Genomic DNA, 13,568 nt, shown 5'->3' with positions numbered 1-13,568 from the left:
GTGGTTGATTGGTGCTGTGGTTCGGGTTGGCCGGAGAGAATCAGAGGCCAAGTTCTGCGAGGATGGGCAATTTCTTCCGCGCCCGGTCCCGTGCTTCCGTGGGGTTTGCTGCGTGCAAGGCCAATGTAGCAATTTCTTGTGCTTCTTTCAGTGTCACAGTGGCAAGGACGGCGCCCACCGCCGCCAGTGACCGTGCCGTCATGGACAGTGTTGAGACGCCCAAGCCCACCAGAACGACGGCGAGGGCAGGGTCCGCGGCGGCCTCACCGCAGACGCCAACGGGCTTCCCGCTTCTCTCCGCGATGGATCCGGCCACTGTCAGGCGAACCAGCTGGAGCACTGCGGGCTGCCACGGGTTGTTCAGCGCGGCCAGGGGGCCCAGCTGGCGGTCCGCGGCCATGGTGTACTGCGTCAGGTCGTTGGTGCCCAGGCTGGCGAATTCGACCTGGCCCAGGATTGACTCCGCCGTAACTGCCGCGGAGGGTACTTCCACCATGACGCCAGGAGTCTTCAGTCCTGCCGCCGCGCACAGGGAAGCGAAGCGGGCGGCCTCATCGGCAGTGGAGATCATGGGAGCCATGACCCAAACCTGGGCCGTGGTTCCCTGGGCCGCCTCCGCAATGGCTGCGAGCTGGCGCTCCAGCACCCCGGGGGTTGAGATGTCTGTCCGGTAGCCGCGCACACCCAGCGCCGGGTTCGGCTCATCGGCGTCGGTCAAAAAGGGAAGCGGCTTGTCCGCGCCTGCGTCTAGGGTGCGGACCACAACCTTCTTGCCCGGGAACGCGTCAAACACTCCACGGTATGCCTGAACCTGCTCCTCGATGGAGGGTTCTGTTTCCCGTTCCAGGAAGCAAAACTCGGTGCGCAGCAGCCCCACGCCTTGGGCGCCGGCGGCCGCGGCCTTGACGGCGTCCTTGGCTCCGCCCACATTGGCCAGGAGGGGGACCAAGTGGCCGTCCGCCGTCGTACCCTGCCCATCAAAAACTGTCAGGAATGATGCGTTGGCTGCCCAAGCGGCCGCTGCCGAGCGCTCAGTGTCGCCGGGATCGGTGGCGATGGTCCCTGCCGTACCGTCGACATAAACTTCCGTCCCGTCCGCCAGCGTGTCAACACCGGCGGCGGCGACCACTGCGGGCAGGCCGAGCGAACGGGCGATGATGGCCGTGTGCGACTGCGGGCCGCCACCGGCCGTGACCAGGGCAATCACCTTGGCGGGGTCCAGCGTGGCTGTGTCTGCCGGTGCCAAGTCGTGGGCCACGAGGATGAAGGGTGCTTCGGAGGCGGGTATGCCGGGTGCCGGGATGCCGCGCAGTGCGGCCACTATCCTGGCGCGGACGTCTAGGACGTCTGCGGCCCGCTCGGCCATGTAGCCGCCCAAATTCACCAGCATGGTCACCACGGCTTCGGCGGCTTCCCACACCGCCCGCTCTGCAGAAGTGCCGGTGTTGATCAGTTTGACGGACGCTTTGATGAGCATGGGATCCGTAGCCATGAGAGCGGTTGCTTCCAGGACGGCCTTGGCGTCGGGCCCGGCCACAGCGGCGCGGTCACGCAACTGGGCCTGAACAGCCTTAGCTGCCACCGTAAGCGCAGCTGCTGCGTCCGCGGCGCTGGTCCCCGATGCCAGTTTCTCCCCGGCAGGCGGTTCAGCCAAGGGTTTCGGCATTTGCCGAATGGTTCCAACAATTCGTCCGGGGCTGACGCCAACTCCTGGGAAACTCTGCATTGAAATTCCTCAATTTCTTTGTCTGGCTTCAGTGCCAGCCGGTGGGCCGCGGTGCCCGCCAGTGGGTGTCCCGCGGTTGCGGGGTGTCCTAAAAATATATCCTGTGATGTACTTCATATAGCATTGCTATAGATGCTAGGGTAGCAGTCATGAACTTCAACAGCCAGCTTCCACCGAAAGTCAGGCTGCTAAAAGCTGCCGCCGAATTGTTGGCTAATTCGGCGGGTGCGCCAGTATCTACCCGGCAAATTACCGAGTTGGCCGGCGTGACGGCACCTACCCTCTACCACCACTTTGGCGACAAGGAAGGGCTCTTCAACGCAGTCATTGATGCCGGGTTTGAAGAGTACGTGGCCGGTGAACACAACTTTGCCCCGAGTGGCCGTCCGCTGCAGGATGTCCGCCAAATTTGGGACAACCATCTCCAGTTCGGCTTGGACAATCCACAGCTGTATTCGGTGATGTTCGGCAATATCCGCCCGGAGAGCCGTCCGGTGCGGGTCGCTGAGGCTGAAGGTTTCATGGAGGAAATGCTGGAGAAGGCGGCTTTGGCCGGACAGCTTTGCGTTTCACCCAAGGAAGCGGCCAGAAGCATCCTGGCAGCCAATGTGGGGGTCACTTTGATGCTTCTTGCGGAACCTGCGGCCGACAGGAACTTCGATTTATCCGATATGACCCGGGAAGCGGTGATCTCCGCCGTCTCTTCGGAGCTTGAACTCAGTACGGCAGCGGCGCCAGTGGGCGCATCATCGGTGGTGGTGGCGGCCATCGCCCTCAACGCCGCGCTTGAATCGTCCAACCCGGAACAACTCTCAACGTCTGAATTGAAGTTGTTCCTGGAGTGGCTTGATCGCATTTCCAAAAATTCTTGAAATAACCAGTAAACATCACCAGTTACTCCTGCACAGGCGCAGGACTCACGGTTAGGAATAACAATGGCAACACAATCAGTGGCCGCCCCCAAGGGTGGCGTGCGAGTTGGGGTGCAGAAATTCGGCACCTTCCTCTCAGGCATGATTATGCCCAACATTGGGGCATTCATTGCTTGGGGCCTCATTACAGCCCTCTTCATCCCGAAGGGCTTCTTCCCCAACGAGACCCTCGGGGCCATGGTTGGCCCCATGATCACCTATCTGCTGCCCGTCCTGATTGGTTACACAGGCGGCAAGATGGTCCACGGAGTCCGCGGTGGCGTGGTGGGTGCTGTGGCGACCATGGGTGTCATTGTGGGTACGGACATCCCCATGTTCATTGGTGCCATGATCATGGGTCCGCTGACCGCCTGGGTGATGAAGAAACTGGACAAGGTCTGGGAAGGCCGGGTCAAGCCAGGCTTTGAGATGCTCATTGACAACTTCTCCGCCGGTATCCTCTCCGGCATCATGGCCGTGATCGGTCTGGTGGTGGTGGGCCCGGTGGTGCTGGCCTTCAGCAACGGCGCCGGACGCGTGGTTGAATTCCTGGTCAATAACGGGCTATTGCCGCTGACAAGCATCTTCATCGAACCCGCCAAGGTTCTGTTCCTGAACAACGCCATCAACCACGGGATCCTGACCCCGCTGGGCACCGAACAAGCACTTGCCAACGGCAAGTCCATCCTTTTCTTGCTTGAAGCGAACCCCGGCCCAGGCTTGGGCATCCTGCTCGCCTACTCCTTCTTCGGCAGAGGCTTGGCAAAGGCTTCTGCCCCGGGCGCGGCAGTGATTCAGTTCCTCGGCGGCATCCACGAGATCTACTTCCCGTACATTCTGATGAAGCCGATCATGATCATGGCAGCCATCGCTGGCGGTATGACGGGCATCTTCATGCTGGTCCTGACCGGGGCGGGTCTGGTTGCCCCGGCTGCCCCGGGAAGCATCTTTGCTGTCTTTGCGATGACAGCCAAGGACAGCTACTTCGGTGTTGCCTTGTCGGTGGTAGCGGCCACCGCCGTTTCCTTTGCGATTGGCTCCCTCATTCTGAAGATCAGCCCGATCCCTGCCGACAGCGACGGCCTGGGCGACGCCACCGCCAAAATGGAAGCACTGAAGGGCAAGAAGAGCTCGGTCGCGTTCGCCCTCGCGGGCGACGGTGCCAAGGGCCCGATCAGCACTGTTGTCTTCGCATGCGACGCCGGCATGGGCTCCAGCGCCATGGGCGCCTCGGTGCTGCGCAACATGATCAAGAAGGCGGGCTTCCCGGAAGTCAAAGTCACCAACTCGGCCATCGCCAACCTGACTGACACATACGACGTCGTCGTGACTCACCAGGACTTGGCCGCCCGTGCCGCCCCCGCCACAGCCAGTGCCGTGCACGTCTCCGTGGACAACTTCATGAACAGCCCCCGGTATGACGAAATTGTGGAGCTGGTCCGTGCCAAAAACTCGGCCGCCGGCTCCTTCGCCGACGCACCAGACGAGGTGGTTGAAGCTCCGGTGGGCAGCAACATTCTGGCCCGCGAAAGTGTGATCCTCAAAGGCACCGCCACCACCCGGGACGGCGCCATCGATGAGTCCGGGGCGCTTTTGCTGGCCCGCGGAGCCGTGGATGCCGTGTACGTCAGGGCCATGCATGAGCGCGAGGAATCGGTGTCCACATACATGGGCAACTTCCTGGCCATCCCGCACGGCACCAACGAGGCCAAGGGCAACATCATCTCCTCGGCCGTCTCCGTCATCCACTACCCGAACGGCATCGACTGGAACGGCAAGCCCGTGAAGTTTGTGGTGGGCGTGGCCGGGGTGAACAACGAGCACCTGGCAATCTTGTCCTCGATCGCACGGGTCTTTACCGACAAAGACCAGGTGGCCAGGCTGGAACACGCCACCAGTGTCGACGAGGTTTTGGACATCTTTGGAAAGGTCAACGCATAGTGAAAACAGTTCATTTTGGTGCCGGAAATATCGGTCGCGGATTTGTTGGGCTGCTGCTCCACAAAGCCGGCTACGAGATTGTCTTTGCCGACGTCGCCGAGGCCCTCATCAACGAGCTTGCCGCCGCGGATTCTTACAGCGTCCATGAAGTGGGTGAGCACCCTGCCGTGCACACCGTGGACAACTTCCGGGCGCTGAACTCAGCGCTCACACCGGAACTTGTGGTCGCCGAAATCGCGACGGCGGACATGGTCACCACAGCTGTGGGCCCGAATATCCTCAAGTTCGTTGCACCGCTGATTGCCCGCGGCATCGCAGCACGCGACGCCGCCTTGGCACCATTGCAGGTCATGGCGTGTGAGAATGCGATCAATGCCACTGACATCCTGGAGGCAGCCATCCGGGCTGACAACGCGGTGGATGAGGCGGCTGTTGATGCCCGCGCCGTGTTCGCCAACACGGCTGTGGACCGGATTGTGCCCAACCAGGCGCCGGGCCAGGGCCTGGATGTCACTGTGGAGTCTTTCTTTGAATGGGTCATCGACAAAACCCCGTTCCATGGCAGCGAGCCCGCGATCGGCGGGGCCACCTTTGTGGACGATTTGGTGCCCTACATTGAACGCAAGCTGTTCACGGTGAATACCGGCCACGCGGCCACGGCCTACTTTGGCTACGCCGCCGGCATTGAAAAAATCTCCGACGCCATGGCACACCCCGCGGTCAAGGCCAAGGTGCGGGCCGTGCTGGAGGAAACCAAGGCCCTCTTGGTCAAGAAGCACGGGTTTGACGAGGCGGAGCAGGAGGCCTACGTCCAAAAGATCCTGGTGCGGTTCTCCAACCAATACCTGCCGGACACGGTGGGGCGCGTTGGTCGTGCACCGCTGCGCAAACTCGGCCGCCACGAACGGTTCATCGGCCCGGCTGCCGAGCTGGCCGAGAACGGTGTCGCCCCTGTGGCGTTGCTTGAAGCTGTTGAAGCGGCACTGCGATTCACTGACGAAAGTGACGCCGAAGCTGTGGAGCTTGCCGAGATCCTCAACGGCAGCACGGCCTCCGCAGCTGCTGAAAGGATCACGGGGCTGGCACCCGAGCATCCGCTGTTCCCGGCCGTCCGCGACGCGATCGAAACCGTGAAAGCAGCGGCGGCAGCCAAATAACGGTGAGGGCTCCGCGAGAGCGGGACCAAGCCGGCGCGAAACCTAGTAAACGGGGTCTAGCCGCGCGATAGGTGGCACGATGTGCCGTTATCGTGGCTTGGCCCCGTTTTGCGTGCCCGAATCACGGGCGCGGGGACTATATTGGCATCAAAGCGTTCACCCAGGATCACCCAACAGCGGGAGGGCCAGCCATGGCCAAGGAACTTGCCAGCCAACTGATCGAACAATTACAGTCAGCCGGTGTGCGGCGCATCTACGGGATAGTGGGGGACAGCCTCAACCCTCTAGTGGATGCGGTGCGTAAAACCGGCGGCTCCAGCAACGGCGGGATCGACTGGATCCACGTCCGTCACGAAGAAGCCGCGGCCTTTGCAGCAGGCGCCGAAGCGCAACTGACGGGGGAGCTGGCCGTGTGTGCCGGTTCCTGCGGGCCAGGAAACCTGCATCTGATGAACGGCCTCTATGACGCCAACCGCACGGGCGCACCCGTGCTGGCCATCGCCTCGCACCTGCCCAGCGTGCAAATTGGCAGCGGCTTTTTTCAGGAGACCCACCCAGACCGACTTTTTGGTGAATGTTCGGTGTACTCGGAGTTGATTAGCACCTCCGACCAGGCACCGCGGGTGCTTCACAACGCGATCCAACATGCTGTGGGCTTGCGCGGGGTGGCTGTGGTGACGCTGCCCGGCGACATTGCCAGCCTGCCCGCCACTGCACCATCGCCCCTGCAGCGCCCTCTGCGTCCGGCCACGCTGGTGCCGGCCCCGGACAGTATCAAGGAGTTGGCCGATGCCATCAACGGCGCCCAAAAGGTAGCTATCTTTGCCGGTGCCGGCGTGCAGGGCGCCCATGATGAGGTGGTGGCTCTGGCAGCTAAAATCAATGCCCCGATCGGCCACAGCCTGCGCGGCAAGGACTTCATCCAATACAACAACCCGTACGACATCGGCATGACCGGGCTGTTGGGCTACGGCGCAGCCGCAGAGGGGATCGAAGACGCTGACCTGTTGATCATGCTTGGCACCGATTTTCCGTATGACCAGTTCCTGCCTTCCACCAGAACCGCGCAGGTGGACAGGGCGCCGGAGCATTTGGGGCGGCGAACGGATGTGGACATTGCTGTTCACGGCGACGTTTTGCCTGCCCTCCAGGCGCTTATGCCCCTGATAGAGGAGAAGGAGAATTCCAAGTTCCTCGATGCAATCCTGAAAAAACACGACCGACTCATGAACAAATCGGTGGGCGCCTACACGCGCAAGGCTGACAAGCTGGTCCCCATCCACCCGGAATACGCAGCCTCCCTGCTTGATGAGATTGCCGCTGACGACGCGATTTTCACCGCCGACACCGGCATGTGCAATGTCTGGACGGCCCGCTACATCAACCCCCTGGGCACGCGGCGATTGATTGGTTCCTATCTGCACGGTTCCATGGCCAATGCTTTGCCCCAAGCCATCGGGGCGCAAGCCGCCTACCCGGACCGGCAGGTCATCTCCGTCTCCGGCGACGGCGGCCTGTCCATGCTGCTGGGTGAATTGATCACAGTTGCCGCCCACAAGCTGCCGATCAATGTGGTGGTGTTCAATAACTCCACCTTGGGCATGGTGAAACTGGAAATGCTGGTGGACGGGCTGCAGGACTTTGGCGTGGATGTCCCCGACGTCAACTATGCCGCCGTAGCGGCGGCGCTGGGCTTCCACGCCGTGCGCGTCTCGGACCCGGCGTATATCGCCGACGCCTACCGAGCCGCCTTCGCCCACAACGGACCCTCACTGGTGGAACTGATCACCGACCCCAATGCCCTGTCGATTCCGCCTAAGATCAAGGGCGGGCAGATCATCGGTTTTGCCACGGCCATGTCCAAGATCGTCCTGAACAAGGGAGCCGGCGAGGCCGTCAGCATGGCCCGCTCCAACCTGCGCAACATCCCGCGCGGCTAACACAACCCCATACCGAAGGATTCACATGCTTACCGCTGCCCTCATCGTTGCCGCCCTCGCCGCGCTAGTCCACGTCTACATCTTTGTACTGGAATCGCTGCGTTGGACAGAGGAGAGCACCAGGAAGACGTTCGGCACCTCTGTTGAAGAGGCGAACGCGACCAAGGAACTTGCCTTCAACCAAGGTTTTTACAACCTGTTCCTGGCCGTGGTGACCGCGGCCGGCATCATCGCTGCCGCCGCCGGCCACCACGGGGTGGGTGCCGCGCTGGTCCTGGCCGGGGCAGGTTCCATGCTTGCCGCGGGCCTGGTTCTGCTTATTTCATCGCCTGCGAAAGCAAAAGCGGCACTGGTGCAGCTCACCTTCCCGCTGATCGCCGTCGTACTGGTTGTGGCGTGGCTGATTTTCTAATTCATTGTGTAGCGCACCAAGGAACGTGACGCTCCGCCCGGTCAGGGAGATGTCGAGCCCAGCGGAACACAATGAGGGGCAGACCAATTGGTCTGCCCCTCATTGTGTTCCGAGCAAGGCTGTGGTTATTCAGCCACGGGAATTGATTGGGTGGTGAGTTCCTTGATTGTTGCGTCTTGAGCGGATTTCAACGAATCCAGAAGAGTTCCCTTGCCGGTAACGGCTGCTTTGAAGCCGTCTGACACGCTGTTGTAGGTTTGGGTCATTGTCGGGCCCCACACGAAAGTGCTGGAAACTTGGCTGGCCGAAGCGGCAAATACGTCATAGATCTTCTGGTCGCCGAAGAATTCGACGCCGTTCTTCAGCGAGGGGAGATCCAGTCCAGCCGTTGTAGCCGGGTACAGGTTTGCGGACTCGTTAAGCATGGTCAGGGATTCGCTTGAGGTGTTGAGCCAGAGCGCGAACTTTGAAGCTTCGTAGGGGTGCTCGGAACCGGTGAAGACAACCGTTGAGGAACCGCCCCAGTTTCCACTGGTGTTATCGTCCTTCTTCCACTGGGGCATCGGAGCGACGCTCCAATTTCCTGCGGTGTCAGGTGCTCCGGATGCGATGGAGTTTGCGCCCCATACTGCAGAGTTCCAGCTCCAGACCTTGCCAGTGTTGTAGGCGTTGTCCCATTCGGACGTCCAACCGGGGTAACTGGAAACAAGGTCGCGGTCGATCAGGTCTTGCCAGTATTTCGCAACGGTGGTGCTTCCGGTGCCGGCCAGTGCGACTTCCCACTTGTCGCCGTCGTTCTTGAACCAGGTGTCACCGGTCTGCCATACCAGGCCGGCGAACTGATTGACGTCATTCTGTGAGAAGTTGGTGATGTAGCTGCCGGTCTTGCGGACTTCAACGGCAGCTGCTTCGAACTCTTCCCACGTGGTGGGAACCGCAATGTTGTTCTCCTTGAAGAGATCGCTGCGGTAGAAGAGCGCCATGGGGCCGGTGTCCTGGGGAATTCCGTAAGCGGCTCCCTCTTCGCCGAAACTGACCTGATTCCATGCCCACGGAATGAAGGTGCTTTCTGCGTCAGCTACGTCCTGGCACGCGGCAATGTTTGTCAGACCGTCCTGAACGCGGAAGTTTGGCAGGGCATCGTATTCAACCTGCCCCAGGTCCGGGGCGTTGCCGGCCTTGAGCTGGTTGAAGAAGTTCTGGTACGTTCCACTGTTCCCGTTAGGCCCGGTTTGCACCTTGACCTGAATGTCCGGATTCGACTTGTTCCAAACCTCAACCACGCCTTCAATCCCGGGGATCCATGATGTGAAGGAGAGGGTGACAGGGGTGTCGGACGGTGAACAATCGATGGCGGCACCGGCACCGGCAGTGCCGCTCGAATCACTGCTTGAGCACCCGGTGAGGGCAATGGCTGAAAGGACGACGACTGCAATGGCGCTTTTAAAGGGTTTCATTTCTTCCTTGAAGTGATTGTTTTAAAGGGATAAGAAAATGCAGGGGTGAAAACTATTTGACCGAGCCTGCGCCCAGTCCGCTGCGCCAGAACCGCTGCAGGAACAAGAACGCCACGATCAGCGGAATGATCGATAGCAGCGCGCCGACCAGTACATACATCCGGAGCTCAGGGATCTGGTTGATCTGAGAGTTCCAGGTGTAAAGCCCGAGGGTAACGGGGAAGTTTGCCTCATCGCGCAGCATGATGAGCGGGAGGAAGAAGTTGTTCCAAATCGCGACGAATTGGAAGAGGAAAACGGTAACCAAAGCCGGGAACATCAGCTTCACCGAAACGCTGAAGAAGGTGCGAACTTCGCTGGCACCATCCAATCGGGCGGCTTCCATGAGCTCGTCGGGGACGCTTGAGCCGGCATAGATACGGGTCAGGTAAACACCAAACGGGCTCACGATGCTGGGCAGGAATACGGCCCAGAAGGTATTGGTCGCGTTGATCTGGCTGAACATGAGGAACAGCGGGAGGGCCAAGGCTGTTGCCGGAACCAGCACGCCGCCAAGAATGACATTGAAGATCAGCTCCCGGCCCTTGAAGCTGTACTTAGCCAGGGCGTAACCGCACATTCCGGCAAGAACTGTAGCTACCAGGGCGCCACCGCCGGCGTAAGCCAGGCTGTTGCCAATCCAGCGCAGGAATACGCCGTCGCGGTAGGTCAGGACATTGCCGACGTTCTCGAAGAAGTTGACCTCTGAAAACCAGAGCGGGTTGGTGCTGGTCAGATCGCCCTTGGATTTCGTTGCGGAAACGAAGAGCCACCAGATCGGGATGAGGAAGTAAAAGGCGAAGACCACCATGATGAGCATGGCGCCCATACGCGGGAGCATTTGCTCACGGGGGCCGCGGGCCTGGGAATAGGTTATGGCGGGTTCACGCCGTCGGCTGCTCGGCTTCGAAGGGCTCGTTGCTTGCTTGTTCACGATCAGTTGCCCTTCGGGTGGGTGAACTTAAGGAAGGCGAAAGACAAAATGAAGGTTGTCAACGCAAGGACAACAGACATCGCCGCAGCCAGGTGGATGTTCGGGATGGACGAGGTGGTCAGAACCGCCAGGTTAGGTGTGAACGTGCTGTTGACCGCAGAACTGAACGTGCGGAAAACCTGGGGTTCGGCAAGAAGCTGCAGTGTTCCAATGATGGAGAAAATGGCCGTCATGACAATGGCAGGAGTCACTAGCGGAATCTTGATGGACAGGGCAATGCGTAGCTGCCCGGCGCCGTCGAGCCGTGCCGCCTCATAGATCTCCGTCGGGATCGACAGCAGCGAGGAGTAGATGATGAGCATGTTGTAACCAACAAAGACCCAGGTCACCACATTGGCCATGGCCCACAGCACCAAGTCGGCCGAGAGGAAGTCGATCTTGCTGGTGACGTCCGTGAACGGGGACAGGTTGGGCGAGTACAAGAATCCCCACATGATGGCGGCGATGACGCCGGGGACTGCGTACGGAACAAAGAACGCGAGGCGGAAGAACTTCTTGCCGCGGACCAGCGGAGAATCCAGCAGCAAGGCAAAGAGGAGCGCCAAGCCCAGCATTACCGGGACTTGCACGACACCAAACAAGAACACCCTGCCGATGGATTCCCAGAAGGGGCCGTTCTGGAAAACGGCGATGTATTGGGTGAAGCCACCGAATACTTCCTTCGCCTTCCCGAACGTGCCCTGCCGGTCCACCTTCAGGAACGATTGGTATAGGGCATAGCTGATGGGAGCTAAGTAGAACAAGAGGAAGAGTACGCCGAACGGTGCTACAAAGAGCACGATCGCTTTCTTGAATTTGTTCTTCGGCTTCCGGTTTTCAAGCACCGCTGGCTCAGCGTTGAGCAGTTCAGTGCGGCTCATGGCAGTACTACCTCTCGGATTACACGTACAGCTCCCGCAGGAACCGTGAGTGTCTGGGAAATGTCAGTTTTGGTGAGAATCTCGTGCCCCGTGATGGATACGCGGCGCTCTTGTTGGCTGTGGTTGATGATGAACAAATAAGAATTGTCAGCACCCGTACGCCGCACCATTTCCAGATTGGCGTCCGCCTCGGGGGCAACTGGTGCCACGCCTGCGCCGTCGAGCGCGTTGCGGACAACACTGGTCAATCCGGCCGGGTCCAAGACGGTTCCGAGGTACCAAGCGCGTCCCTGGCCAAAATCGTTGACCGTGACGGCAGCGCCACCGGGCGTTGGCCCATCAACGTAGGAAGCGACGGCGGTTGCCCCGTGCAAGGTGGTCTTTTCGGCCCAGAGCGAGGACGTCCGGCCGTCGGAGAGTTCCACAACCTGCTCCGGCAGCAGTGGGGCGAACTCTTCGGTGCGGATCCCTAGCATGTCCCGGAAGCCGCCCGGGTAGCCGCCGGTGCGCACACGGTCTTCGTCGTCAACGATTCCGCTGTAGAAGGTGACCACCGCGTGCCCGCCGTTCTGCACATAATCATTGATCTGCGCGGCGTGGGCGTCGGAGATCATGTACAGGGTGGGGACGACGACGAGCGAGAATCCGCTCAGATCGGAGCCCGGGGCCACCATGGTCACGGTGATGCCCTGAGCATGGAAGGCCGCATAGATCGCGTGGGCCTGTTCCAAGTAGGAGATTGCGGCGGAAGGACGCGTTTCGGCGTCAACTGCCCACCAGGATTCCCAGCTGAACACGAAGGCAACGTTGGATTCAACGCGGCTGCCAACAACCTCGGCCAAGCCGGCAACGGTTTCGCCCAGTTCCACAACGTCGCGCCAGAGCTGACTGTCCTTGCCAGCATGGGGCATGAGCGCGGAATGGAACTTCTCGGATCCCTGGAGGGAGGCCCGCCACTGGAAGAAGCAGACGCCGTCGGCACCGCGGGCCACATGAGCCAAGGAGTTGCGCAGCATTTCGCCCGGCGCCTTGGCCACGTTGTGCGGCTGCCAGTTGACGCCTCCGGTGGAGTGTTCCATGAGAATCCACGGAGCATTCTTGGCCAGTCCTCGGGTGAGGTCTGCGGAGAACGACAGCTCCGTGGTGGGCTCGCCCAGCCGGTGATCCAAGTAGTGATCATTGGCGATGATGTCCATGTCCGCTGTCCACGTGAAATAATCCATGTTGCGGATGTGGGCTGTCACCATGAAGTTGGTGGTCACGGGGATGTCGCTGTGCCGACGAATGATGTCCGCTTCGAGCAGGTAGTTGCTGCGCAGTTCATCGCTGCTGAAGCGACGGAAGTCCATGCTCTGGCCGGGGTTGCGGCTGGAGAGGGTAAGTCGGGGTGTCCAGATTTCGTTCCAGTCGGAAACTCGCTGGCTCCAGAAATCGGTGCCCCACGCTGTGTTGAGTGCATCAAGGTTCTCATAGCGCTTCATCAGCCAGTCACGGAACGCATCCGAGGAGGTTTCGCAGTAGCAGTGCGCGTTGTGGCAACCAATTTCGTTGGACACATGCCACAGTGCGACGGCGGGATGGCTTCCGTAGCGCTGGGCTACCTGCTCCACGAGGAGGGCGGCATGGTGCCGGTAGATCGGTGAGCTGGGGCAGAACGCCTGCCGCCCGCCCGGGTACCGCCGGGTGCCATCTTCGACCTTGGGCAGAACCTCGGGGAAAGTGGTTGTCAGCCATGGCGGGGGAGAGGCAGTGGCCGTTCCCAGGTTGATGCTGATTCCGTTTGCGTGCAGCAAGTCGATGATGGCGTCGAGGTTGGTGAAGTCGTACTCACCTTGGCGTGGCTCAAGGTGTGACCAGCCAAAAATGTTGATAGCAACAAAGTTGACGCCTGCCTGCTTCATCGCGGCAACATCGTCAACCCAAACATCCGGATCCCATTGTTCCGGGTTGTAGTCGCACCCAAAGGCCAATCCGGAATCCAAATCGATGATTGGACGGGGAGGCCCCTCGTGTGAGCTGTGCATGAAAATCCTTACGTGGTGCGAAGTGATGATTCACAGCCAACGCCTCACGCCTCTGTGAACGTTCACAGGTTTGCGTGCCCCATTCGGCGGAACGATTTTCTGTGAAC

Annotated in this window: 10 protein-coding genes; 5 read left to right on the top strand and 5 right to left on the bottom strand. The window is 60.5% G+C overall.

What is annotated here, in order from left to right; genetic code table 11:
• Positions 1-40: 40 nt before the first annotated feature.
• The gene (gene ptsP / locus CVS27_RS17455; RefSeq protein WP_103467132.1) at positions 41-1,726 is read right to left on the bottom strand and encodes a phosphoenolpyruvate--protein phosphotransferase; all 1,686 of its coding nucleotides are present in this window, start codon (positions 1,724-1,726) and stop codon (positions 41-43) included.
• 149 nt (positions 1,727-1,875) lie between these two features.
• On the opposite strand from ptsP, the gene CVS27_RS17450 reads away from it, so the two are divergent.
• The 5 genes from CVS27_RS17450 to CVS27_RS17430 all read left to right on the top strand — a co-directional run bounded on the left by CVS27_RS17450 (position 1,876) and on the right by CVS27_RS17430 (position 8,087).
• A complete protein-coding gene (locus CVS27_RS17450) occupies positions 1,876-2,598 on the top strand; it encodes a TetR/AcrR family transcriptional regulator (protein ID WP_103467131.1) in 723 nt (240 codons plus the stop codon).
• A gap of 63 nt (positions 2,599-2,661) precedes the next feature.
• A complete protein-coding gene (locus CVS27_RS17445) occupies positions 2,662-4,578 on the top strand; it encodes a PTS mannitol transporter subunit IICBA (protein ID WP_103467130.1) in 1,917 nt (638 codons plus the stop codon).
• Positions 4,578-5,735 (top strand): mannitol-1-phosphate 5-dehydrogenase, encoded by a 1,158-nt coding sequence (locus CVS27_RS17440; RefSeq protein ID WP_103467129.1) that lies wholly within the window; start codon positions 4,578-4,580, stop codon positions 5,733-5,735. Before CVS27_RS17445 ends, CVS27_RS17440 begins: the two co-directional genes overlap by 1 nt.
• Before the next feature lie 191 nt (positions 5,736-5,926).
• The gene (locus CVS27_RS17435; protein ID WP_103467128.1) at positions 5,927-7,675 is read left to right on the top strand and encodes a pyruvate dehydrogenase; all 1,749 of its coding nucleotides are present in this window, start codon (positions 5,927-5,929) and stop codon (positions 7,673-7,675) included.
• A gap of 25 nt (positions 7,676-7,700) precedes the next feature.
• Positions 7,701-8,087, top strand: coding sequence for a DUF1304 domain-containing protein (locus CVS27_RS17430; protein ID WP_103467127.1), 387 nt, complete (start codon positions 7,701-7,703; stop codon positions 8,085-8,087).
• A 125-nt stretch (positions 8,088-8,212) separates the two neighbouring features.
• Here the strand turns inward: CVS27_RS17430 and CVS27_RS17425 are convergent, their stop codons facing one another.
• The 4 genes from CVS27_RS17425 to CVS27_RS17410 all read right to left on the bottom strand — a co-directional run bounded on the left by CVS27_RS17425 (position 8,213) and on the right by CVS27_RS17410 (position 13,461).
• Entirely contained in the window at positions 8,213-9,544 is a 1,332-nt protein-coding gene (locus CVS27_RS17425) for a sugar ABC transporter substrate-binding protein (RefSeq protein ID WP_103467126.1), read from the bottom strand.
• 52 nt (positions 9,545-9,596) lie between these two features.
• Entirely contained in the window at positions 9,597-10,424 is an 828-nt protein-coding gene (locus tag CVS27_RS17420) for a carbohydrate ABC transporter permease (RefSeq protein ID WP_165788198.1), read from the bottom strand.
• Between the two features lie 95 nt (positions 10,425-10,519).
• Positions 10,520-11,437 (bottom strand): carbohydrate ABC transporter permease, encoded by a 918-nt coding sequence (locus CVS27_RS17415; RefSeq protein WP_103467125.1) that lies wholly within the window; start codon positions 11,435-11,437, stop codon positions 10,520-10,522.
• Entirely contained in the window at positions 11,434-13,461 is a 2,028-nt protein-coding gene (locus tag CVS27_RS17410; protein ID WP_103467124.1) for a beta-galactosidase, read from the bottom strand. The genes CVS27_RS17415 and CVS27_RS17410 overlap by 4 nt, the downstream gene beginning before the upstream one ends.
• Positions 13,462-13,568 lie beyond the last annotated feature (107 nt).

The sequence above is a fragment of the Arthrobacter glacialis genome, from assembly GCF_002909445.1.
Lineage (GTDB): Bacteria > Actinomycetota > Actinomycetes > Actinomycetales > Micrococcaceae > Specibacter > Specibacter glacialis.
This window is presented reverse-complemented; position numbering and strand designations above follow the sequence as displayed.

Bases quoted from the DNA above. Each gene is read 5' to 3' on its own strand.
- ptsP (WP_103467132.1), bottom strand. From the start codon at position 1,726: ATGCAGAGTTTCCCAGGAGTTGGCGTCAGCCCCGGACGAATTGTTGGA.
- CVS27_RS17450 (WP_103467131.1), top strand. From the start codon at position 1,876: ATGAACTTCAACAGCCAGCTTCCACCGAAAGTCAGGCTGCTAAAAGCT.
- CVS27_RS17445 (WP_103467130.1), top strand. From the start codon at position 2,662: ATGGCAACACAATCAGTGGCCGCCCCCAAGGGTGGCGTGCGAGTTGGG.
- CVS27_RS17435 (WP_103467128.1), top strand. From the start codon at position 5,927: ATGGCCAAGGAACTTGCCAGCCAACTGATCGAACAATTACAGTCAGCC.
- CVS27_RS17430 (WP_103467127.1), top strand. From the start codon at position 7,701: ATGCTTACCGCTGCCCTCATCGTTGCCGCCCTCGCCGCGCTAGTCCAC.
- CVS27_RS17425 (WP_103467126.1), bottom strand. From the start codon at position 9,544: ATGAAACCCTTTAAAAGCGCCATTGCAGTCGTCGTCCTTTCAGCCATT.
- CVS27_RS17420 (WP_165788198.1), bottom strand. From the start codon at position 10,424: ATGCTCCCGCGTATGGGCGCCATGCTCATCATGGTGGTCTTCGCCTTT.
- CVS27_RS17415 (WP_103467125.1), bottom strand. From the start codon at position 11,437: ATGAGCCGCACTGAACTGCTCAACGCTGAGCCAGCGGTGCTTGAAAAC.
- CVS27_RS17410 (WP_103467124.1), bottom strand. From the start codon at position 13,461: ATGCACAGCTCACACGAGGGGCCTCCCCGTCCAATCATCGATTTGGAT.